Below are 23477 nucleotides of genomic sequence, written 5' to 3' on the forward strand. Positions count from 1 at the left end.
CTTTGCCCAACCCTACAAGACAGCCCTACCCCTTCGGCGCCTGCTTCTCCGACGCCGTGGCCGGCTTGCCCTTGGCGCCGGTCACGCGGACCGGGTCGCCGTCGGACAGGCCGTCCGGCGGGGCGGTGATGATGCGGTCGTCGGGAGCAATGCCCGAGGCGAGCTCGATCTCGCGGCCAAGGTCGCGCGCGATCGTCACCGGCTTGAACAAGACCTTGTCGTCTGCGCCGACGGTCGCGACGCGCAAGCCGTTGCCGTTGAAGATCAGGGCGCTTGCCGGGATACTGAGCGGGGTGGAATCGCGCTGGAGGCTCAGCTTCACGCTGGCATAGCCGCCGGGCATCAGCTCGCCGCTGGAATTGTCGAGCCCAAGCTGCATGCGCGTGGTGCCGGAGGCAACGTCGACGGCCTGCGAGGAGGCCTCCACCGTCGCCTGGAAGGTCCGGTTCGGATATTCCGGCATCACGAGGGTGGCCTTGGCGCCGATCTTGATCGCCGGCACGTAGTTCTGGGGCACGTTGACGTAGACGCGCAGCTTGGTGATATCGGAGACCACGAACATCGCCGGGCCCGAGCCGCCGCCGGCATTGATCAGCGCGCCGACATCGGTGTCGCGCGCGGTGACCACGCCGTCGAACGGCACCGTGATCTTCTTGTAGCCGGCCAGCGCTTCCAGCCGCTCGACATTGGCCTGCCCCGAATGCACGGCGGCGTTCTTGTTGGCGAGATCGGCGGTACGCTCGTCGATCTCCTGCGCGGAGACGAAATTGGAGGCGACCAGCGTCTTGCGGCGGTTGAGCGTTGCCTCCGACAGCCGGGCGCTGGCCTGCTGGCTGGCGAGATCGGCGCGGGCCTGCAAGAGCTGCTGATCGAGGTCGGGCGCCTCGATCTCGGCGATCACCTGACCCGCCTTGACGCGGGCGCCGATATCGGCGCTCCAGCTCTTCAAATAACCGGATACGCGGGCGAAGATCGGGGCACGGTAATAGGCCTCCAACCGGCCCGGCAGGTCGAGGTTGGCGTTAAGAGCCCTGGCGTTGGGCAGCGTCACCGCGACGCTGGGAACCGCCTGATCGTCGGTCCATTCCTTCAGCTTGGAGCCCTGCTCCTCGCGGGCCCGGATGCCGGTGCCCACGACGAAGCCAGCCGCAATCAGCACCACCACGCCGAAAATGCCCAGTTTCCGGCGCGACACCGGGGAGCGGGATTCAGTGGGCGACATGCGGGGTCTCCGAGGGGGCGGCGGCCTTGGCGCCTTGCTTCTTGTGTACCATACTGAACACCACGGGAACAAACATCAGCGTGGCGAAGGTTGCAAAGATCAGGCCGCCGATCACGGCCCGGCCGAGCGGTGCATTCTGCTCGCCGCCCTCGCCGAGCCCCAGCGCCATCGGCGCCATGCCGATGATCATGGCGAGCGCGGTCATCAGCACCGGGCGGAACCGGACGAATCCCGCTTCGAGGGCAGCGGCGACGGGGTCACCGAGTTCCTCGTAGCGCTCGCGAGCAAACGAGATCACGAGCACGCTGTTGGCGGTGGCGACGCCCATGCACATGATGGCGCCGGTCAGCGCCGGTACCGACAGCGTCGTCTCGGTCGCGAACAGCATCCAGACGATGCCGGCGAGAGCGGCCGGCAGCGCCGTGATGATCACGAAGGGATCGGACCAGGACTGGAAGTTCACGACGATCAGGAAATAGATCAGCACGACGGCCCCGAGCAGGCCGAACAGCAGGCCGGTGAAGGCGCTGTTCATGGTCTGCACCTGGCCGAGCAGCACGACGGAGGAGCCCTTCGGCACCTCCTTGGCGGTATCGGCGATCAGCTTGCGGATGTCGGTCGCGACCGCGCCGAGATCGCGCCCCGAGGTCGTGGCGAAGATCTGCACCATCGACTGGATGTCGTATTGCGAGACCACCGCGCTCGACGTCGAGCGCTTGATGTCGGCGATGCCGCCGAGGATCGGCGACTGCGCATTGCCGGCCGCGGTGATCGGCAGCGTCTGGAGCGCGCTGAGCGAGTCGATCTGGTATTGCGGCGTCTGCATCACGATCGAGTAGGACACGCCGTTGTCCGGATTGAGGAAGTAGGTCGGCGCGACCTGCGAGGAGCCGGCGAGATTGACCACGAGGCTGTTGGTGACGTCGCGCTCGGTCAGACCGACAAATTGCGCGCGAGTGCGGTCGACATCGATGTTGAAGGTCGGATTGTTCGGCGATTGCTGGATGCGCGCATCGGCAACGCCGGGAATCCTGCGGACCTTGGCCAGCAGATTGTTGGCATAAGCGAAATTGGCACTGATATTGGCGCCGCGAACCTGCAGGTCGATCGGCGCCGGCGCGCCAAAGTTCAGGATCTGGCTGACGATGTCGGCCGGCAGGAAGGCGAAGCTGACGCCCGGGAACAGCCGCGGCAGCTGCTCGCGCAGCACGCGCACATGCTCTTCGGTCGGCTTGTGGCCTTCCTTCAGCTTGATCTGGATGTCGCCGTCCTGCGGGCCGATTACACCCGTGTTGTTGTAGGTCATGTTGATGCCGGAGATCGGCATGCCGATGTTGTCGGTCAGCGTCTCGATCTCGCCCGGGATCAGCTTGCGGATCGCCTTCTGCACGTCGGCGAGCTGGTTGGCAGTCTCCTCGACGCGGGTGCCGACCTGGGTGCGGACATGCATCAGGATGTTGCCGGCATCGACCGCGGGGAAGAAGTTGCGCCCGAGGAACGGCACCAGCGCGAAGGACGCGCCGACCACGCAGAGGAAGCCGATCACGAACACCGCGCGATGGGCCAGTGCGAGGCCGAGAAAGTCATGATAACCGCCGCGGATGCGCTCGAACCGCGCCTCGAAGCCGCGCTGGAACCAGACGAAAGGATTGCGTGACTTCGGCGGTCCGCCCTCGTGATGGACATGCGCCTGCAACAGGTAGTTCGCCATGGTCGGCACCAGGGTGCGCGACAGGATGAACGACCAGATCATCGCGAACATCACCGCTTCGGCCATCGGCACGAACAGGAAGCGGGCGACGCCGGAGAGGAAGAACATCGGCACGAACACGATGCAGATGCAGAGCAGCGAGACGAAGGCCGGCGTCACGATCTGGTTGGCGCCGTCGAGGATCGACTGCTCGACCGGCTTGCCCTGCTCCAGATGGTAGTTGATGTTCTCGATGGTGACGGTGGCGTCGTCGACGAGGATGCCGACCGCGAGCGCCAGGCCGCCGAGCGTCATGATGTTGAGCGTCTCTCCGATCGCCGACAGCATGATGATGGCGCCGAGCACGGACAGCGGAATCGAGACCGCGATGATGACGGTCGAGCGCCAGCTGCCGAGGAACAGCAGGATCATGACGCTGGTGAGCAGCGCCGCGATCACGCCTTCGAGCGCGACGCCTTCGATCGCACCGCGGACGAACACCGACTGGTCGCCGATGAAGCCGATCTTCAGCGCGTCGGGCAGCTGGTCCTTGACGTCGATCACCTTCTGCTTGATGCCGGCGATGATGTCGAGCGTCGAGGTCGCGCCCGCCTTCAAGACCATCATCAGCACCGAGCGGTTGCCGTCGACGTGGACGATGTTGGTCTGCGGCGGATTGCCGTCGCGCACGGTCGCGACATCGCGCACATATACCATCGCGCCGTTGACGGTCCTGATCGGCAGATTGCCGAGCTCTTCGATCTTGAGCGGCGAGTTGTTGAGCTGGATGTTGTATTCGAACTGGCCGATCTTCTGGGTGCCGACCGGCGTGATCAGGTTTTGCGCGGCGAGCGCGTTGGCGACGTCCTGTCCGGACAGGCCGCGAGACTGGAGCGCGGTCGGGTCGAGGTCGATCTGGACCTGACGCAGCTTGCCACCGAAGGGGTATGGGATCGCCGCGCCGGGCACGGTGACCAGCGGCGTGCGGAGCTGGTTGATGCCGATGTCGGCGAGGTTCTGCTCGGTGAGGCCATCGCCCGACAGAGCCACCTGGATGATCGGCACGGTCGAGGCGGAGTAGTTCAGAATCAATGGCGGCGTCGCGCCCGGCGGCATCTGCTTGATCAGCGTCTGCGAGATCGCGGTGACCTGGGCGTTGGCGGTGCGGATGTCGACATTGGGCTGGAAGAAGATCTTGATGATGCCAAAGCCGTTATAGGAGTTGGCGGTGATGTGCTCGATGTCGTTGACTGTCGTCGTCAGCGCGCGCTGAAATGGCGTGGTGATGCGGCCCGACATCTGGTCGGGCGGCAGGCCGGTGTACTGCCAGACCACGCCGATCACGGGGATGCGGATGTCCGGAAAGATGTCGGTCGGCGTCCGCAGCGCCGCCAGCGGTCCGATGATCAGGAGCAGGAGCGCGAGCACGACAAACGTGTAGGGCCGGCTCAGGGCAATACGGACCAGAGCAATCATTCGCCAGGCAATTCCAGGTCAGGCAGGGATACGGAATCCGCCCCCGCGGGGATCCTCTTTTCCCTTTACCCGAGCACCGCCGGAAACGCTAATGACCGGCGGCTTTCCTGCTTTCACTTCCCTGCTACCGCACTGCGAAATCGGCATCGCAGCAATGCGGCCGAGCGCCTCACGCCGCGCGGACGGAATTCAGGAACTTGCCGACCTCGAGCTTGAGGCGGTTGGAATCGCGGGACAGCATCTGCGCCGCCGACAGCACCTGCGAGGACGCCGATCCGGTTTCGGATGCGCCGCGCTGGACGTCGCCGACATTGGAAGAGACCTGCTGGGTGCCGTTGGCCGCCTGCTGCACGTTGCGGGCGATCTCCTGGGTCGCGGCACCCTGCTCTTCCACGGCAGCCGCAATCGCCGAGGAGATTTCCGATAGGCGCGCGATGGTGTCGCTGATCTGACTGATTGCGGTGACCGAATCCTGCGTCGCCGCCTGGATGCCGCCAATCTGCTGGCCGATCTCGCCGGTCGCCTTCGCGGTCTGCTCGGCCAGCGCCTTTACCTCGGATGCCACCACGGCGAAGCCGCGGCCGGCCTCGCCGGCGCGCGCCGCTTCGATCGTGGCATTCAGTGCCAGCAGGTTGGTCTGACCTGCGATGGCATTGATGAGCTCGACGACGTCGCCGATCCGGGATGCGGCCCGCGACAGCTCGCTGACTCGGTCGGTGGTGGCGTGTGCCTGGCTGACGGCCTCGCCGGCGATCCGCGCGGAGTCCTGGACTTGACGGCTGATTTCGTGGACCGAGGAAGACATCTCTTCGGCAGCCGTTGCCACCGAATGAACGTTGGTCGAGGCTTCCTCGGAGCCGGCGGCAACAACGGTCGCCAGTTCCTGCGCACGGCCGGCGGTCGACGACAGCGTCGAGGCCGATGCTTCGAGCTCGGTCGCGGCCGACGATACGGTTTCCACGATCTCCCCGATCGCGGCCTCGAAGCCATCGGCAAGCTTGGTCATGTCGGCCTTGCGCTGTCCCTCGGCGCGGCGCTGCACCGCCTGCACCTCGTCGCGGCTGAAGCGGATGATGGTCTGCACCGTCTGGAGGTTGCGCAGCGCCTCGCCGATCTCGTCGTCCCGCTCGACGACGATGCGGTTGTCCAGCTTGTCCTGGACGAGATTGACCAGGGTGTCGTTGAGCTGCTGCATCGGCCCTTGAATGGCGCGCATGGTCGCAAATCCGGCGAAGCCGAGGACGGCAGCTCCGGCGACGGCGAGCAGCGCCAGGCTCAGGCTGGTCGAACCGCTGGTCGAGAGCCCCCCGCCGATGCCGAGCGCGAGCACGAAGAGCAGCTGGAGGACCATCGTGGTCACGAGGCGCGCCTTCACCGTCCTGGTGAAGACGCTGAAGCGGTCGAGCAGCGAGCGCCGGCGAATGATGCCGCCGTCGATGCGATAGCCATGGGGCTTCTTGTCGCGAATCGCGGCGTAGACTTCCTCGGCAAGCTTGCGCTGGTCGGCCGGCAGTCTGGTGCGGATCGATGTATAGCCGGTGACCTGGCCGTTCTCGCGGATCGGCGATGCAGTTGCCAGCACCCAGTAGAAATCGCCGTTCTTGCGGCGGTTCTTGACCGCGCCGAGCCACGGCTTGCCGGCTTTCAGCGTGTCCCAGAGGTTGTCGAACGCCTCCGGCGGCATGTCGGGGTGACGGACGATATTGTGCGGCTGCCCCATAAGCTCCGAAGACGTGAAGCCAGCAGCAGCAAGGAAGTCGTCGTTGAAGTAGGCGAGCTTGCCCTTGAGGTCGGTCCTGGAGACGATCAGCGTCTCGTCACTAACGGGATATTCGACCGTGGTGACAGGAAAATTCTTGCGCATCGAGGCCCCCAAAGACGGATGAGTGTGAGATGATTCCAATCAGGGCTGCTACCGGCGGTCCTTGGCCTATTCTTGTAAGCCGAATTTAACTATCGATGAAACGGCCTTCCCGTAAGAATACGGCAAGACCTCACGATGCTACCTGCAGGCGACATCATGCTACCGCCGCAACAAAAAAGAGCGGCGCTTGCGGCGCCGCTCTTTCGTCGATGGGTGATTGGCGCGGAAGCTTACGCCGCGCGGACGTTGGTTAGGAACTTGCCGACTTCGCTCTTCAGCCGTCCCGAGTCGTTCGACAGCATCTGCGCCGCCGACAGCACCTGAGACGAGGCTGTGCCGGTCTCGGTTGCGCCGCGCTGCACGTCGGTGATGTTGGAGGAGACCTGCTGGGTGCCCTGCGCCGCCTGCTGCACGTTGCGGGCGATCTCCTGGGTCGCCGCGCCCTGCTCTTCCACCGCAGCCGCAATGGCCGAGGAGATTTCCGACAGGCGCTCGATGGTCGAGGAGATTTCCTTGATGGCGCCGACCGAATCGTTGGTCGCCGCCTGGATGCCGGATATCTGCTGGCCGATCTCGCCGGTCGCCTTCGCGGTCTGCTCGGCGAGCGCCTTCACTTCGGAGGCCACCACCGCAAAGCCGCGGCCGGCTTCGCCGGCACGGGCGGCTTCGATGGTCGCGTTCAGCGCCAAGAGGTTGGTCTGGCCGGCGATGGTATTGATGAGCTCGACGACGTCGCCGATGCGCGAGGCGGCCTTGGACAGCTCGCTGACGCGCTCGGTCGTGGCGCGGGCCTGGCCGACGGCGTCGCCCGCCATGCGGGCCGATTCCTGGACCTGGCGGCTGATCTCGCCGACCGACGAGGCCATCTCCTCGGTCGCCGAGGCTACCGACTGCACGTTGGTCGAGGCTTCCTCCGACGCACCGGCAACCGTGGTCGCCAGCCGCTGGGAACGGTCGGCGGTCGAGGTCAGCGTCGAGGCGGAGGCCTCCAACTGGGTCGAAGCCGACGACACGGTCTGGACGATCTCGCCGATCATCGTTTCGAATTCGCGGGTGATGTTGTCGACGCGGCGGCCGCGCTCGATCTTGGCTTCGGCATCAGCGGCGGCGGCCTCGTCGGCGGCCTTCTTGGCGATGAGCGCTTCCTTGAAGATCTGGAGCACGTCGGCCATGGCGCCGATCTCCGTCTTCTCGCCGCGGTGCGGGACTTCGGCGGAAAGGTCGCCCTTGCCCAGCGCCTGCATCGGCTCGACGATCGAGTTGATGCCGCTGGAGACGTCCTGGACGAGATAGAAGCCGACCCCGATCCCGATGACAACGGCCGCACCGAGAATGATCGCGACCAGCATGAAGGCGTAATAATAGGTATCGGAGGCGTCGGCGGAGGCCTGATCGCCGCCCTTGGTGTTGAGTTCGATGTCCTTGGCCAGGATGGTGTCAGCCTCGAGCCCGATCTTGTTGACCGTCTTGGAGTTCAGCTCATGCGCGTCATGCGGGACCTTGCCTGCATCCCGACGCGACAGCGCCATGACTTCCTGGGTGCCCTTTTTGTAGTCTTCCCAGCTCTTGGACCACTGACTGTAAAGAGCCTTCTCGTCGGGCGAGGTGATCATCGCCTCATAAGCTTTGCGAAACCTGGTGTTCGCCTCGACCACCGTCGCCAGCGTCTTCTCGGCCGCCAGCTTCTCCTCCAGCGTCTCCGCCAGCATGTGCTCCCGGATGACGTTGCGGTAGGTGATGACGCCGGCGCGCAGGTCGCCGATCACACGCACGCTGGGCATCCAGTTCGTGGTGATGTCGACGGTGTTGGCATTGATGGCCCGCATCTTCATGACGGCGAGCAGGCCCATGCCGGCCATCGCGACCAGCAGGAACGCCACGACACTGATGATCTTGGCGCGGATGGAAATGGTGGTGAGCATAATCGGGTCTCTTTGTGCTGGCGCGCCGGCGCGGCCGAGGTTTTACGAATCAACCAAAGGGAGCAGCACCGACATCCAACACCAGGGCACCTGAGCAGATGTTAACTACGACTCCGTACGAGTACGGAAGCCCGAAACAAATGAACGTGGCGCTAAGAATGCCCTGCGCTCAGCGCATGAGTCCAAGCGCATCCGTGAAAAACGCCGCGCCACCGAAGTTGCCTGACTTCAAGGCGAGCAACATCTCGCCTGCCTCTGCGCCGACCGCGCGCAACACCGGCACGCCCGCCGCGATTTCGACCCCCACGAGAAATCCGGGAATTCTCAACCGATCGACCACGGCGCCGGATGTCTCGCCGCCGGCCACGATCAGGCGCTTGACGCCGGCCCGCACCAGACCCTCGGCGATATCCGCCATCGCCTGCTCGATGGCATGACCGGCCGCGTCGCGGCCGTGGCGCGCCTGGAGCGCTGCGACCTGATCCGGCGTCGAACTCGATGCGATCAGGACCGGACCGTCGGCGAGTCGCGGCTTCGCCCAGGCCAGCGCGCGCTGCACCTCGTCCTTGCCCGCAATAATACGGTCCGGATCGAGATGCAGCACCGGCATGACGCCTTCGGCATTGGCGATCTGCTGGAGCGTCGCCTGCGAACAGCTCCCTGCAAGACAGGCCGCAGGTCCGCCGACCGCTGCCCCCGCCTCGCTGCTCGCCGCCGTCGATTTGACCTTGCCTGTCGACACCAGCGCCCGCGCCAGCCCAAGACCCATGCCGGAGGCGCCGACAGACAGCCGGTGCCCGGCGGCGACGAGGCCGATGGTTTCGAGGTCGCGGTCGAACACGGCGTCGATGATGGCGGCGCCGATGCCCTTGCCCGACAATTCCGCAAGGCGTGCCCGTACCGCCTCCGCACCGCGCGTGACGGTCGCGAGGTCGACGAGGCCGATTTGCGTCTTGCTCTGGCGCGCCAGCACACGGACCAGGTTGGAATCGTGCATCGGGTTGAGCGGATGGTCCTTCAGCGGGCTCTCGTTCAGCGGCACGGCGCCGACGAACAGATTGCCCTGGTAGACGGTGCGGCCGGTCTCCGGGAAGGCCGGCGTCACCAGAACGACACCCTCGCCGCCATAGGTGCGCAACGCATCCATCACCGGGCCGATGTTGCCGGCATCGGTGGAATCGAAGGTCGAGCAGATCTTGAACAGCACGTGGCTCGCGCCGCGGCCGCGCAGCCATGTCTCCGCCGCGCGCGAGCGCGACACGGCAAGACCGGCCTCGATTGAACGGCTCTTCAAGGACACCACGACGGCGTCGACCTCGGGCAGTGCGAGGTCGTCGGCGGGCACGCCGATGGTCTGCACCGTGCGCAGGCCGGCGCGCGTCAGCGTGTTGGCGAGATCGGAGGCGCCGGTGTAGTCGTCGGCGATGCAGCCCAACGCAAGTGTCACGGCTTTACTCCCGCATAAGGCTTGAACCAGGCGAGGCCGTCGGTGGTCTTGCCGCGCGGATTATATTCGCAGCCGACGAAGCCGGCATAGCCGAGCCGGTCGAGTTCGTCGAACAGGAACGGATAATTCAGCTCCTCGCCATCGGGCTCGTTGCGCGAGGGGATGCTGGCGACCTGGATGTGGCCGACGATCGGCATCATCTCGCGCAGCCGCATCGTGACGTCGCCATGGATGATCTGGCAGTGATAGATATCGAACTGGAGCTTGAGGTTCGGAAGCCGCAACTCCTGGATCAGGTCGCGCGCGAAGCCGAAATCGTTGAGGAAATAGCCGGGCACGTTGCGGGCATTGATCGGCTCGATCACGATGTCGATGCCGTGCGGCCCGAAGAACTCAGCCGCCCACGCCACCGATTTGTAGAACGCCTCGATCGCGACGCGCTCGCCGCGATTGGCGAGGCCCGCCATCAGGTGCAGCCGCTTGACGCCGGTGGCCTTGGCGTAAGGCAGCGCAGTCTCGAGACTGGCCTTGAGATCGGCGAAGCGCGCCGGGAGCGCAGCAAAACCCTTCTCGCCCGCATTCCAATCGCCGGGCGGCAGGTTGAACAGCGCCTGGGTCAGGCCGTTGCGCTTGAGCCGCTCGCCGACCGCCTCGGCCGGATGCTCATAGGGAAAGAGGAATTCGACCGCGGTGAAGCCGGCTGCCGCGGCGGCATCGAACCGATCGAGGAACGGCACCTCGGTGAACATCATCGAGAGATTGGCGGCGAAACGGGGCATTGGAATCCTCTTCTACTTGTCGCCGGGAAGCTTGACGCCGGTGACCTGCGCATACATCCGCGCCACCGACGCATCATCGTCGCGGCCCATGCCGGCGGCCGATGTCATCAGGAACATCTGGAGCGCGGCGGCCGAGACCGGCACCGGGAATCTGGCGCTGCGCGCCATGTCCTGGATGATGCCGAGGTCCTTGACGAAGATCTCGACCGCGCTGCGCGGCGAATAGTCGCCGTCCAGCACGTGCGGCATGCGGTTCTCGAACATCCAGGAATTGCCGGCCGATGCCGTGATCACCTCGTAGACCTTGCGGATGTCGAGGCCCTGTTTTGCGGCGAACGCGATCGCCTCGGAGGCGGCGGCGATGTGCACACCGGCGAGCAGCTGGTTGATCATCTTGAACGCAGCGCCCTGGCCTGCGGCATCGCCAAGCTCGTAGAGCTTTGCGGCCATGGCATCGAGCGCGGGCCGCGCTTTCGCGAACGCGGCCGCACTGCCTGAGGCGAGGATCGTCAGCTCGCCTTGCGCAGCGCGTTGCGCCCCGCCGGAGATCGGCGCATCCAGATAGAGCCTGCCGCTCGCCTCCAGCTGTTTTGCAAGGCGACGCGCCACATCCGGGTCCATCGTGGCGGAAGATACGAAGACGCTGTCCTTCGGCATGGTCTCGGCGACGCCGTCCTTGCCGAACAGGATCGTTTCGGTCTGCGCGGCGTTGACGACGACACTGACGACGATATCGGCGCCCTTGGCCGCTTCGGCCGGCGTGTTGGCGCCGGCGCCGCCATCCGTCACGAACCGTGCCACCGCATCAGCCGAAACGTCGCAGCCAGTGACAGCATGGCCGGCGCGCTTCAACGAGGTCGCCATGCCATAGCCCATCGAGCCGAGCCCGATGACGGCGATACGCTGATTTTGTGACGTGGAGGCGGACATGCAACTGATCCTTGCGAACGTTTCCCGGGCGGCCGCCCTTTGCGGCAGCTCGTCATCTCGAATAACACGGCTTGGCCGCGCTGCCAAAGCGTGAGACAAGCGGGCATGACGGCCATGAGCAACGAGACAAGGCTGCGCGAGGAGATCTGCCGCTTCGGACGGTCCCTGTTCGAGCGCGGGCTGACGCCGGGCTCCTCCGGCAATATCAGCGTCAAGATGCACGATGGCGGATGGCTGGTGACGCCCACCAACGCCTCGCTCGGCTTCCTCGATCCGGCGCGGCTGTCGCGGCTGGACGATCAAGGCCGGCTGGTTTCGGGCGACGCGCCGACCAAGGAAGTTCCGCTGCACACCGCACTCTACGACACGCGCGAGAGCGCACGGGCGATCGTGCACCTGCACTCCACCCATTCGGTCGCGCTCTCGATGCTGCCCGAGATCGACCCGCGGGCCGCGCTGCCGCCGATGACGGCCTATTATTTGATGAAATGCGGCGCCACTGCGCTCGTGCCCTATTACCGCCCCGGCGATGCGGCGGTTGCGGATGCGATCAAGGGGCTGGCGGGGAAATATTCATCCGTGCTGCTCGCCAATCACGGGCCGGTCGTTGCGGGCGACACGCTGGAAGCGGCGGTGTTCGCGACCGAGGAGCTGGAGGAGACGGCGAAGCTGTATCTGCTGCTACGCGGGATGAACCCGCGCTATCTGTCGCCGGAACAGGTGACGGATTTGATGAAGGTGTTCGGGGTGGCGTTGCCGGAGCATGGGCACGAGCATTGATCCTGGCTCCAACCTCGTCATTGCGAGCGCAGCAAAGCAATCCAGAATCCCTCCGCGGAAAGACTCTGGATTGCTTCGCTCGCTCGCAATGACGGAGCGGCCAATGTGCCTTACAGCCCCAGATACGCCTTGCGCACGTCCGGATTACCCCTGATCTCAGCCGCCGGCCCCTGCATCAGCACGCGGCCGGTTTGCAGGATGTAGGCGCGGTCGGCAATCTCGAGGCACTCCGCCATGCGCTGCTCGACGATCAGCACGGTCATGCCGGCATCGCGGATGCGCAGCACCGCCTGGAATATCTCGTCGACCAGCTTCGGCATGATGCCCTGCGAGGGTTCGTCCAGCATCAGAAGCCGCGGGCGCGTCATCAACGCGCGGCCGATCGCGAGCATCTGCTGCTCGCCGCCGGAGAGAGTCTCGGCGCGCTGCTCGAGGCGCTCGGACAGACGCGGGAACAGCGTGAAGACGAGATCGAGCGGCGCTTCGCGGTCGGCCTCGCCGCGATAGAGATAGCTGCCGAGGCGAAGATTGTCGCGCACAGACAGGCGCGGAAACAGGCGGCGGTTCTCCGGCACATAGGCGATGCCGGTGGCCGTGATGTGATGCTGCGCCATGCCGTCGAGGCGCTTGCCGTCGAACGTCACCGTACCCGAACGCGGGCGCTCGGCGCCGGCGATGGATTTCAGCAGGGTCGACTTGCCCGCGCCGTTGGCGCCCGCGACGCAGACGATCTCGCCCTTCTGGACCTCGATCGAGACCGCGGAGATCGCGACCAGGCCCTGATAGGCGGTCGTGACTTCATGCACTGACAGCATGACGATCCCCCAGATATGCGCTGATCACCTTGGGATCGCGAACGACGTCGGCGGGTTTGCCCTCGACCAGCACCTTGCCGAGGTCGAGCACGATGGCGCGGTCGACCAGCGGCATCACGATCTCCATGACATGCTCGACCATCAGCACGGTAATTCCGGCATCGCGCACCTTGCGCACCAGAGCGACACCAGTCTGCGCCTCGGTCGGCGTGAGGCCGGTGAGGACCTCGTCGAGCAGCAGCAGCTTCGGTTCGGTCGCCAGCGCGCGGGCGACTTCGAGGCGGCGCTTCTCGGCCGGCACGAGATCGCTCGCGAGCACGTCGGCGCGCGCGGCAAGGCCGGTGAACTCCAGCACCTCATGCGCCTTGCGGCGGGCCTCGCGCATCACCGTGTTGCGCACCAGCGCGCCGACGATGACGTTGTCGATGACCGTCATGGTCTCAAAGCTCTTGACGACCTGGAAGGTGCGCCCGACGCCGCGCTGACAGCGCTCGGCCGCCGGCAGGCTGGTGACATCCTTGCCGTCGAACCAGATCGAGCCTTGCGTCGGCGGCAGCACGCCGGCGATGAGATTGAACAGCGTGGACTTGCCGGCGCCGTTGGGGCCGATCAGGCCGACGATCTCGCCGCGGCCGACCGAGATAGAGACGTCGCTGTTGGCGACGAGGCCGCCAAAGCGCTGCCAGACGCCGCGGGTCTCGAGCAGCGCGGTCATCGCGTGGCTCCCTTCGCCTTTGAACGGGAAAACAGGCTCACCAGTCCCTGCGGCAAGGCCAGCGAGATCGCCACGATCAGTGCGCCATAGACGATGAGGTCGACGCCGCGACCGGAGCCGCCGATGTAAGAGCGCGTCAGCTCCGTCATCGGGATCAGGATGGCAGCGCCGAGCACCGGCCCCCACAAGGTGCCGATGCCGCCGAGCACGGCCGGCAGCGCCATCAGCAGCGAGAACTGGAAGCCCATGACGCTCTCAGGATCGATATAAGCGAGAAACTGCGCATAGAAGGCGCCGCCGATGGCGACCAGGAAAGCGGAGACGGCAGCCGCGCCCATCTTGGAGTTGAACACGACGACGCCGAGGCTCTCGGCGGCGTCCGGATTGTCCTTCACCGCGCGCCACCAAAAGCCCCATTTGGAGTCTTCGAGCCACCAGGTGACGAACCAGGCGAGGCTGCACAGCGCCAGCGCAAAATAGAAGTATGGCAGCTTGCTGCGCATGAACTGGAATTTCAGCCAGCTGTCGCCACGCACCGGAACGGTGATTCCCATCGCGGCTCCTGCCCATTCCCAGTTCTGGAACAGGAGCAGCCCGATCTCCGCGATCACGATGGTGGCGATCACGAAGTAGTGGCCGCGCAGGCGGAAGAACGGATAGCCGAGCCCCATCGCAATCACGGCCGCGATCACGCCGCCGGCGAGCATGCCGAACCAGGGCAGCACGCCGAACTTGGTGAACAGAAGCTCGGTGGTGTAGGCGCCGATGCCGAAATAGAGCGCGTGTCCCAGCGATATCTGCCCGCAATAGCCGGAGAGGATGTTCCAGCTCTGCGACAGCGCCGCGTACATCAGGGTCAGGATCAGGATGTTCTGGACGTAGACATCCTTGATGAACAGCGGCGCGAGCGCTGCGAGCCCGGCCAGAGCCGCGGCGATGATGAGGTCGCGGCGGCGCCGCGCGGCAAAAGTCTTGTCCATCACATTGACCCGAACAGGCCGCGCGGCCGGATGAAGACGACCAGCAGATAAACCGCGTAGATGCCGACCGATTTCAGGGAGGGAGGCAGCACCAAAGCGGTGGTCGCTTCGACGAGGCCGACGATGATGCCGCCGGCAAACGCGCCGAACACGCTGCCGAAACCGCCGAGCGCCACCGTGACATAGGCGATCAGCGCAAAGGACGCGCCGACGTCCGGATAGATGTAGAAGAACACCGCCATGATCGCGCCGGCGAGACCGACCAGCGCGGCGCCGAGGCCCCAACCGAACGCGAACACGCGGTTCTTGTCGATGCCGACCAGTGCGACCGCGCCAGGATCCTCGCGGGTGGCTTCCAGCGCGCGGCCGAAATCGGTGCGGTGGATGAAGAAATAGAGGGCGGCAAAGGCGGCGATCGAGACCGCCGCGCCGATCAGCTGCGGCTCCGGCAGGAAGATGCCGGCGACCGAGACGGTTTTGCCGCCGGCCCAGGACTGCGGAATGCTGCGATAGTCCGGCGTGAAGAAGAACTGCGCGAGGCCGCGCATGAGAATGGCAAGGCCGAACGTGGTGAAGATCTGCACCATGCCGGCATTGGCCTTGGCCCGCATGGCAAACCGTACAACGAGCAGATAGACCACCGCTCCGAACACGAACATGGCCGCGGCGACCAATGGCGCCGACAGCAGGGGGTCGATCGCGAAGAATGCGAACAGGAAGAAGGACAGGTACATCGCGATCATCAGGAACTCGCCATGAGCGAAGTTCGTGACGTCCATCAGGCCGAAGATCAGCGCGAGGCCGACGGCAATCAGTCCGTAGAGCAGGCCCATGAGCAGGCCGCTCGCGAGACTCTGGATAATGGCTTGGGCTGTCAAAAGTCTGTCCCCCGAAATTCATCCTCATCCTGAGGAGCGCGCACAAGCGCGCGTCTCGAAGGATGGCCCAGCCCTCGTCCTTCGAGACGAGGGCTGCGCCCGCTCCTCAGGATGAGGGCGGGAGCTGCCGTCTGTGCTCCCGCTCTCCGAAAACGCTTACTTCATCGGCCAGATCGCCTCGGCAATCGCTGCCTGCGGCGGGAAGATGGTGACGAACTTGCCGCCGACATATTGCAGCAGCACCGGGTCAGCATCGTTGTTCTGCCCGGTCTCGTCGAACTTGATGCGCTTCCAGGGCATGATGGTCTGCTCGCCCGGGATGTCGGTCGCGGCCAGCGCGTCGCGGATCTTCTCGCCGTCGGCCGACTTGGCGCGGTTGATGGCGTCGGCCAGCACGATCAGGCCCATGAACTGGCGCGAGGTGAGGTCGTTGAGATCCTTGCCCGACTTCGCCTTGAACATGTCGTTGACCTTGCCGACCATGGGGCGCTTCTGCGCGAGGTCGAGCGAGAAGGTGCCGCGCGAGATCACGCCTTCGAGCTTGTCGCCGACGGCGTCGTAGAGCGCCTTCTCGGAAAAGCCGGCGTCCTGTGCCACGATCGCATTCGGCTTGTAGCCGAGCTCGGCCATGGTCTTGACCAGCAGGATGCCGTCGGTGGTGTAGCTCGAGGGCATCAGAACGTCGGCATTGGCGGTCTTGAGCTGCTGCACCTCGGCCGAGAGCGACGGCGAGTTGGCGCGGTACTTGATGTCGGTGACGATCTTGTAGGCGCGCTCACCGGCGATCTTGGCCTGGGCGTTGCCCGAATCGGTGCCGAAGATGGTGTCCTCGTGGAACAGCGACAGCGTCTCGATCTTGGCGCCCTTCTTCTTCATGGCATCGAAGAAGTCGAACATCGCGGCCGAGTACATCTCGTCGTGCGGGGACGCGCGGAAGTAATATTTGAGGCCGCGGCGATGCAGGCTCGGCGACGAGTTGTCGGCGGAGACGAACGGGATCTGGTAGCGCTCGCAGATCTGGCTGACGGTGACGGCCACCGCGCTCTGATAGGTACCGATGATGGCGGAGACCTTCTCTTGGGTGATCAGGCGCTCGGCCTCGGCGCGGCCCTTCTGCGGGTCGGCCTGGTGATCGGCGAACACGAGGCGGATCTTGGCGCCGCCGAGACCCGGCAAGCCCTCGCCCTTCGCCAGCGGCAGGTCGAAATCGGTGTCCTTGTTGATGACCTCGAGCGCGGTCTCATAGGCCTTCTGTGCGTCGACGCCCTGCTGCGCGCTGCCGCCGGAGAACGGGTAGATCACGCCGATAACGACTTCCGAAGTCTGTGCCCGCGCTGCCAGCGGCACCAGCGCGGCAGTGGCGGTGGCTCCCAACAACACGTCGCGGCGAGTAATCGTCATGGCATAGTCCCCTGTTTCTGAATTTCGGCTGATCGAATGAAGCGATTGATGGATGCGGTAAAGCCCGAACAAGCAGCAAACGCTGCCTACTAAATCACGGCCATGGTCCTGTTCTTGAGATCCGTCACCAGCATCAGACCGGGCGAATGCGTAATCGCGAACGGCAGCTTGGCGGCATTGATGACCGATTGCGGCGTCACGCCGCAGGCCCAGAACACCGGGATCTCGTCCTCAGCAACCGGCACCGGGTCGCCGTAGTCCGGCCTGGCGATGTCCTTGATGCCGATCAGATGCGGATGACCGAGGTGCACGGGCGCGCCGTGCACGGCGGGATAGCGCGAGGTGATCTGCACCGCGCGGATCGCATCCGCCGGCTTGAACGGACGCATCGACACCACCATGGGACCCGCGAACGGACCAGACTCGCCGCAAGCGATGTTGGTGCGGTACATCGGCACGCGCACGTTCTGCTCGATGTGACGGATCGGCATGCCCTCGTCGAGCAGCGCCTCCTCGAACGAGAACGAGCAGCCGAGCACGAAGGTCACGAGATCGTCGCGCCAATGCTTGGTCACATCGGTCGGCTCGTCGACGACCTCGCCGTCGCGCCAGACGCGATAGCGCGGCACGTCGGTGCGGATGTCGAGATCGGCGCCCAGCGCCGGAATGTGCGGACTGCCGATATCGGACATGCCGATGATCGGGCACGGCTTGGGATTGAGCTGGCAGAAGCGGTGAAAGGCGCTGGCATATTCCGCCGGCAGAATCGCCAGATTGCCCTGGACGAAGCCGGGGGCAACGCCGGCGGTGGAGGCGACCAGCCCCTCGCGGTAGGCGAGCCGCGCCGTACGGCTCGGGAGCGTGTCGGGCGTTTCAGTTTGCTGCGCTGCCACCAAAACAGTCATGAGATCGACCTGCCTATAAACTCGACAAAGACAAGCCAACACCAAGCGTGTTATAAAGTCTAATCGTCGTTTCTAATCAAGATCGATAAATTTTGTTTATCGAACAGGAAAATCCTTCCAATGCTGGACTTCCGGTCAATCGAGACGTTCCTCTGGGTTGTGAAGCTCGGCAGCTTTCGCGGCGCCGCACAAAGGCTCAATACCACCCAGCCCGCGATCTCCCAGCGCATCGCTCAGCTCGAACGCGAGATGGGGGTGAAACTCCTCAACCGTGATCATCGCGTGGCGTCGCCGACGCCGAGCGGCCGGCAGATGATGGTCTATGCGGAGAAGCTGATCGGCCTGCGCGCCGCGATGATAGCCGAGATCGGCGACCGCTCGGCGATGCGCGGCGTGATGCGGCTCGGTGTCGCCGAGACCATCGTGCACACCTGGCTGCCGCGGCTCGTCAAGAGCATGAACGAGGTCTACCCGAACCTGTCGCTGGAGATCGAGGTCGACATCACACCGAACCTCACCGCACGCCTGCTCGCGCAGGAGATCGAGCTGGCCTTCGTGGTGGGACCGCTGTCGACTTCCGGCGTGCACAATCGCGTGCTCGCCGACTATCCGATCGGCTTTCTCGCAAGCCCCTCGCTCGGGTTCGGCAGCGGCCCGGTGACCAGGGCCGAGCTGGCGCGGTTTCCGATCATCACCTTCCCGCGCAAGACCCGGCCCTACGAAGTCGTGCGCGAAGTGTTCGACCGGCCGGAGCTGCCGCCGATCCGTCTGCACGCCTCTGCTTCGCTGGCAACGGTCATCCACATGGCGGTCGAAGGGCTCGGCATCGCCGTGATCCCCGACGCCATCGTCGAGGACGAGCTCGCCGACGGGCGGTTGCAGCTGCTCGACACCGATCTCACCATCGCGCCGCTGACCTTCACGGCAAGCTGGCTCGCCTCACCCGACGTCGTGGCAATCGAGCGCGTCGCCGAGCTTGCACGGCAGATTGCGCAGAGCAGCCTCGCGGTTGACGAGGCCGCGCCGGCGCGTCATTGAAACAGGCGCCGGACAATCGAGAGACCGACCGCATGAGCCGAGCCACCACCAATCTGCAAATCGATTCCGCCCGCCTCTGGGGCTCCATCCACGAGACCGCACAATTCGGCGCAACGGCCAAGGGCGGCGTGCGGCGGCTGACCCTGAGCGCGGAAGACAAGCAGGTGCGCGACTGGTTCCGCAAGGCCTGCGAGGAGGCCGGCCTCGAGGTGCACACCGATGCGCTCGGCTCACAGTTCGGCCTGCGCAAGGGGCGCGACATGTCGAAGCTGCCCGTCGGCATCGGCTCGCATCTCGATACCCAGCCCACCGGCGGCAAGTATGACGGCATTCTGGGTACGCTCGGCGCGCTGGAAGTGATCCGCACGCTGAACGACGCCGGCATCGAGACCGAGGCGCCGATCTGCGTCGTCAACTGGACCAATGAGGAAGGCTCGCGCTTCGCACCGGCGATGATGGCCTCCGCGGCTTATGTCGGCGATTTCACCACCGACGACATCCTCTCGCGCAAGGACGCCGAAGGCACGACCGTCGGTCAGGCGCTCGACGGCATCGGCTATCGCGGCGACAAGCCGGTCGGCTTCCAGAAGCTCGGCTGCTTCGTCGAGCTGCACATCGAGCAGGGCCCGATTTTGGAAGCCGAGGGCAAGACCATCGGCGTGGTCGATTCCGGCCAGGGCGTGCTCTGGTACGACGGCAAGATCTCCGGCTTCGAAAGCCATGCGGGTTCGACACCGATGCCGCTGCGGCGCGATGCGCTGGCGACACTGTCCGAGATCGTGCTGGCAATGGAAGCTATTGCGAAGAAGCACGGGCCGAAAGCGGTCGGCACCATCGGCGAGGCCGTGATCGCCAATCCCTCCCGCAACGTCATTCCAGGCGAGATCGCCTTCACCATGGATTGCCGCAGTGCGGATGGCGCGATCATGGATGCGCTCGACCGCGACCTCCGTGCCGCCATTGCCGAGATCGCCGCGCGCCGCAAGGTCGAGGTCAAGATCGACCTCGTCTGGCGCAAGCCGCCGACGCATTTCGACCCCAAGCTGATTGCGGCAGTCGAGAATGCCGCAAAGACGCTCGGCTATTCCTCTCGCCGCATCACCTCCGGCGCGGGCCACGATGCCTGCAATCTCAACACTATCATCCCCGCTGCGATGGTGTTCGTGCCCTGTAAGGACGGCATCAGCCACAACGAGCTGGAAGACGCCACGCAGCCCGACTGCGCCGCAGGCACCAACGTTCTCATGCACACGGTGCTGGCGATCGCCGGCGTCGCATCCTGACCGGAGAAAGACCATGCGCGGAGTTTTCGTCGATGCCAACGAAGCCCTCGCCGTGATCATGGAGCGGCTGGAGCGGCCCGGGGACCCCAAAGTGCGGATCCACAGGGACCCCGACATCAAGCCCGAGCAATATCCTGACATCCTCGATGGCGCCGAGATCGCGATCGTCGATCACACGGCGCTTCCCACCGAGGTCGCGAAGAAGTGCACTGGGCTCAAGCACGTCGTGTTTCTCGGCACCGGCGCGCGCAGCTACATGAACCCGGAAGAGTTGGCAGAGCTTGGCATCTCCGTGCATCTGATCAAGGGCTATGGCGACACCGCGGTGGCGGAGTCCGCGATCGCACTGATGTGGGCCTCGGCCCGCGTCATCGCGATGATGGATCGCGAGATGCGCGGCGGCAACTGGCTGCGCGAGGACGGCATGCAGCTCACCGGCAAGACGCTCGGCCTGATCGGCTTCGGCGGCATCGCCGCCGAGGTCGCGCGCATCGCATCGGGCAGCGGCATGAAGGTGATCGCCTGGAACCGCTCGCCCAAGAGCTTTCCGGGCGTCGAGTTCACCGATCTCGACGCGGTGCTGGCAAGTAGCGACGTGGTGTCGCTGCATCTGCTGCTCAACGACGAGACCCGCGGCATGATCACCCGCGAGAAGATTTTTGCGATGAAGCCCGGCGTCATCCTCGTCAATACCGCCCGCGCCGCAGTCGTGGACGAGGCCGCGATGATCGACGCGCTGAAGTCCGGCCACATCCGCCATGCCGGCCTCGACGTCTTCAACATCGAGCCCCTGCCTGCGGACCACCCGCTGACGAAGATTCCAAACGTGACGCTGTCCGCGCATTCGGCCTTCCGCACACCGGAGGCGAGCGAAAACCTGATTGAAGCGGCGTTGGTCCACTGCCGCCGGATCGTGAAGGGATAAGAGCAACAACAATGGCCGATTACCGCACCATCAGGGCTGAGCCCCTCACTAACGCCATCCGCGCAATCGTCAAGGCGGGCGGATCTTCGGACCGCGAGGCCGAGCTCGTATCGACGAACCTCGTCGAGGCCAATCTCAAGGGGCACGACTCGCACGGCGTCGGCATGATCCCGCGCTATGTCCAGAGCGTCACCACGGGCGGCCTCGCCGTGAACCAGCACGTCAAGATCGTGCTCGACACCGGTCCGCTTCTCACCCTCGACGGCCTCACCGGCTACGGCCAGGTGATCGGTCATGAAGCGATGGAGCTGGCGGCCGAGCGCGCCAAGCGCAACGGCGTGTGTCTCGTCGGCCTCTCGAACTCGCACCATATCGGCCGCATCGGCCACTGGGCCGAGCAGTGCATCGACCACGGGCTGGTCTCGATCCACTTCGTCAACGTGATCTCGCGCCCGATCGTGGCGCCCTGGGGCGGCAGCGATGCGCGCCACGGCACCAACCCGCTCTGCGTCGGCATCCCGCGCAGGGGCAAGGACCCCATCGTGCTCGACTTTGCCACCAGCAGGATCGCGCAGGGCAAGACCCGCGTCGCCCATAACAAGGGCGTCGAACTCGAGCCCGGCACCATCATCGACAACGAAGGCAAGCCCACCGTCAATCCGCGCTACACCGTGATCCCGCCGCACGGCGCCATCCTGCCGTTCGGCGAGCACAAGGGTTCGGGGCTCGCACTGGTATGCGAAATCCTCGGCGGCGCGCTCTCCGGCGGGCAGGCGGTCAAGGGCCCGTCCGACGGCAAGCACAACGTCCTCAACGGCATGCTCTCGATCATCATCGATCCGGGCAAGCTCGGCACCGGCGAGAACCTGGCGCGCGAAGTCGAGAGCTTCGTCGCCTGGCACACCGGCTCGCCGCCCGCCCCCGGCGTCGACAAGGTGAGGATCGCCGGCGAGCCCGAGCGCGAGACCAAGAAGAAGCGGCTGGCTGAAGGCATCCCGGTCGACCCGACCACGTGGCAGGAGATTCTTGAAGCCGGGAAGAAGTTCGGGCTCGATCAGGCTGCGATCGAGAAGATCGCAGGTTGATTGGCCTGATGCGACGTGCTGCTTCCCCTTCTCTCCTTGTGGGAGAAGGTGGCCCGAAGCGACGGATGAGGGGTTCGCTCCGCGACGAATAATTTCCCAAATGAGAGCGCTGTCTCCACGGAGAGGCCCCCCCTCACCCGTCTTCGATGCTTCGCATCGAAGCCACCCTCTCCCACAAGGGGAGAGGGTAAAACAGCGAACTAATCCACCATGTCCGCGACCGCCTTGCCGCAGGCGGTGGTGTCGGCGTTGCCGCCGAGATCCTTGGTACGCAGCGTGCGTTCGGCCAGCGTGCGCTCGATCGCATCGACGATCGACCGGCCGGCTTCCTTCTCACCGAGATGCTCGAGCATCATCGCGCCCGACCAGATCGCGCCGATCGGGTTGGCGATGCCCTGCCCCGCGATATCGGGCGCCGAGCCGTGCACCGGCTCGAACACCGAGGGGAAATCGCCTTCGGGATTGATGTTGCCCGAAGGCGCGATGCCGATCGTGCCGGTGCAGGCGGGGCCGAGGTCGGAGAGGATGTCGCCGAACAGGTTCGAGCCGACCACGACGTCGAACCAGTCTGGATGCAGCACGAAGTTCGCGGTGAGGATATCGATGTGGTACTTGTCCCACTTCACGCCCGGAAACTTCTTCGCCATCGCCTCCACGCGTTCGTCCCAATAGGGCATTGTGATGGAGATGCCATTCGACTTGGTCGCCGAGGTCAGGTGCTTCTTCGGCCGCGACTGGGCGAGCTCGAACGCGAACTTGAGGATGCGATCGACGCCGACGCGGGTCATCACCGTCTGCTGCGTCACGAACTCGCGGTCGGTGTCCGGGAACATGCGGCCGCCGACCGAGGAATACTCGCCTTCGGTGTTCTCGCGCACGACCCAGAAATCGATGTCGCCGGGTTTGCGGCCCGCCAGCGGCGACGGCACGCCGGGCATCAGACGCACCGGGCGCAAATTCACATACTGATCGAACTCGCGGCGGAACTTGATCAGCGACCCCCACAGCGAGACGTGATCCGGAATTTTGGCCGGCCAGCCGACCGCACCGAAGTAGATCGCATCATGCTTGCCGATCTTCTCCTTCCAGTCATCCGGCATCATCTGCCCGTGCTTCTCGTAATAGTCCCAGGACGAGAAGTCGAAATGGTCGAAATGCAGGGATACGCCATGTTTCTTGGCGGCAGCCTCCAAAACACGCAGTCCCTCGGGCATCACTTCCTTGCCGATGCCGTCGCCGGGTATGACCGCGATCCGGTATTGTTTCTTGCTCATCGAGAACGTCCCTTTTTGGTCCGGCAACCGCCGTCCTTTTGACCGCACTGCAATGGACCAAACGCGGC

General features: G+C 65.0%; 19 protein-coding genes. 5 read left to right on the top strand and 14 right to left on the bottom strand.

The features are described from left to right. Positions 1-25: 25 nt before the first annotated feature. From OC450_RS10225 to ltnD, 7 genes are all read right to left on the bottom strand, one after another. Positions 26-1222 carry an efflux RND transporter periplasmic adaptor subunit gene (locus tag OC450_RS10225; protein ID WP_262047798.1) on the bottom strand — a complete coding sequence of 399 codons (1197 nt, stop codon included), beginning with the start codon at positions 1220-1222 and terminating at the stop codon, positions 26-28. Then, positions 1209-4388 (bottom strand): efflux RND transporter permease subunit, encoded by a 3180-nt coding sequence (locus OC450_RS10230; protein ID WP_262047799.1) that lies wholly within the window; start codon positions 4386-4388, stop codon positions 1209-1211. Before OC450_RS10230 ends, OC450_RS10225 begins: the two co-directional genes overlap by 14 nt. Positions 4389-4557: 169 nt before the next feature. Next, on the bottom strand, positions 4558-6252 hold the full coding sequence (locus OC450_RS10235; protein WP_211382782.1) for a methyl-accepting chemotaxis protein: 1695 nt from the start codon (positions 6250-6252) through the stop codon (positions 4558-4560). Between the two features lie 230 nt (positions 6253-6482). Further along, entirely contained in the window at positions 6483-8174 is a 1692-nt protein-coding gene (locus tag OC450_RS10240) for a methyl-accepting chemotaxis protein (protein ID WP_256806405.1), read from the bottom strand. A gap of 169 nt (positions 8175-8343) precedes the next feature. Next, on the bottom strand, positions 8344-9621 hold the full coding sequence (gene otnK / locus OC450_RS10245) for a 3-oxo-tetronate kinase (protein WP_211382780.1): 1278 nt from the start codon (positions 9619-9621) through the stop codon (positions 8344-8346). Further along, positions 9618-10400, bottom strand: coding sequence for a 2-oxo-tetronate isomerase (gene otnI / locus OC450_RS10250; RefSeq protein ID WP_211382779.1), 783 nt, complete (start codon positions 10398-10400; stop codon positions 9618-9620). The genes otnK and otnI overlap by 4 nt, the downstream gene beginning before the upstream one ends. Positions 10401-10412: 12 nt before the next feature. Continuing rightward, positions 10413-11330 (bottom strand): L-threonate dehydrogenase, encoded by a 918-nt coding sequence (ltnD, locus tag OC450_RS10255; protein WP_256806406.1) that lies wholly within the window; start codon positions 11328-11330, stop codon positions 10413-10415. 105 nt (positions 11331-11435) lie between these two features. On the opposite strand from ltnD, the gene OC450_RS10260 reads away from it, so the two are divergent. After that, positions 11436-12110 (top strand): aldolase, encoded by a 675-nt coding sequence (locus OC450_RS10260; protein WP_211382777.1) that lies wholly within the window; start codon positions 11436-11438, stop codon positions 12108-12110. A 110-nt stretch (positions 12111-12220) separates the two neighbouring features. Here the strand turns inward: OC450_RS10260 and OC450_RS10265 are convergent, their stop codons facing one another. The 6 genes from OC450_RS10265 to OC450_RS10290 form a co-directional block, all read right to left on the bottom strand. Further along, the gene (locus OC450_RS10265) at positions 12221-12925 is read right to left on the bottom strand and encodes an ABC transporter ATP-binding protein (RefSeq protein ID WP_211382776.1); all 705 of its coding nucleotides are present in this window, start codon (positions 12923-12925) and stop codon (positions 12221-12223) included. Next, positions 12909-13640 carry an ABC transporter ATP-binding protein gene (locus OC450_RS10270; RefSeq protein ID WP_211382775.1) on the bottom strand — a complete coding sequence of 244 codons (732 nt, stop codon included), beginning with the start codon at positions 13638-13640 and terminating at the stop codon, positions 12909-12911. The genes OC450_RS10265 and OC450_RS10270 overlap by 17 nt, the downstream gene beginning before the upstream one ends. Continuing rightward, a complete protein-coding gene (locus OC450_RS10275) occupies positions 13637-14620 on the bottom strand; it encodes a branched-chain amino acid ABC transporter permease (protein ID WP_211382774.1) in 984 nt (327 codons plus the stop codon). Before OC450_RS10275 ends, OC450_RS10270 begins: the two co-directional genes overlap by 4 nt. After that, positions 14620-15498 carry a branched-chain amino acid ABC transporter permease gene (locus OC450_RS10280; protein WP_211382773.1) on the bottom strand — a complete coding sequence of 293 codons (879 nt, stop codon included), beginning with the start codon at positions 15496-15498 and terminating at the stop codon, positions 14620-14622. The genes OC450_RS10275 and OC450_RS10280 overlap by 1 nt, the downstream gene beginning before the upstream one ends. Positions 15499-15654: 156 nt before the next feature. Continuing rightward, a complete protein-coding gene (locus tag OC450_RS10285) occupies positions 15655-16899 on the bottom strand; it encodes an ABC transporter substrate-binding protein (RefSeq protein ID WP_211382772.1) in 1245 nt (414 codons plus the stop codon). 89 nt (positions 16900-16988) lie between these two features. After that, the gene (locus tag OC450_RS10290) at positions 16989-17804 is read right to left on the bottom strand and encodes a putative hydro-lyase (RefSeq protein WP_211382771.1); all 816 of its coding nucleotides are present in this window, start codon (positions 17802-17804) and stop codon (positions 16989-16991) included. Between the two features lie 120 nt (positions 17805-17924). Between OC450_RS10290 and OC450_RS10295 the strand changes: the two genes are divergently transcribed. Genes OC450_RS10295 through OC450_RS10310 form a run of 4 tightly spaced genes read left to right on the top strand, consistent with a single transcriptional unit; the run spans position 17925 to position 22135 of the window. Then, on the top strand, positions 17925-18842 hold the full coding sequence (locus OC450_RS10295) for a LysR family transcriptional regulator (protein WP_211382770.1): 918 nt from the start codon (positions 17925-17927) through the stop codon (positions 18840-18842). Between the two features lie 32 nt (positions 18843-18874). Beyond that, on the top strand, positions 18875-20125 hold the full coding sequence (locus tag OC450_RS10300) for a Zn-dependent hydrolase (protein WP_262047800.1): 1251 nt from the start codon (positions 18875-18877) through the stop codon (positions 20123-20125). Positions 20126-20138: 13 nt separating this feature from the next. Beyond that, positions 20139-21050, top strand: a complete 912-nt coding sequence (locus OC450_RS10305; protein ID WP_211382768.1) for an NAD(P)-dependent oxidoreductase — start codon at positions 20139-20141, stop codon at positions 21048-21050. An 11-nt stretch (positions 21051-21061) separates the two neighbouring features. Beyond that, complete coding sequence (locus OC450_RS10310; RefSeq protein ID WP_262047801.1) at positions 21062-22135, top strand: malate/lactate/ureidoglycolate dehydrogenase; 1074 nt, start codon at positions 21062-21064, stop codon at positions 22133-22135. Between the two features lie 200 nt (positions 22136-22335). Here OC450_RS10310 and OC450_RS10315 read toward each other — a convergent pair whose 3' ends face one another. Then, positions 22336-23409 carry a tartrate dehydrogenase gene (locus OC450_RS10315; protein WP_211382766.1) on the bottom strand — a complete coding sequence of 358 codons (1074 nt, stop codon included), beginning with the start codon at positions 23407-23409 and terminating at the stop codon, positions 22336-22338. Positions 23410-23477: the final 68 nt, after the last annotated feature.

This window comes from Bradyrhizobium sp. Bra78 (assembly GCF_024519855.1).
GTDB lineage: Bacteria > Pseudomonadota > Alphaproteobacteria > Rhizobiales > Xanthobacteraceae > Bradyrhizobium > Bradyrhizobium japonicum_G.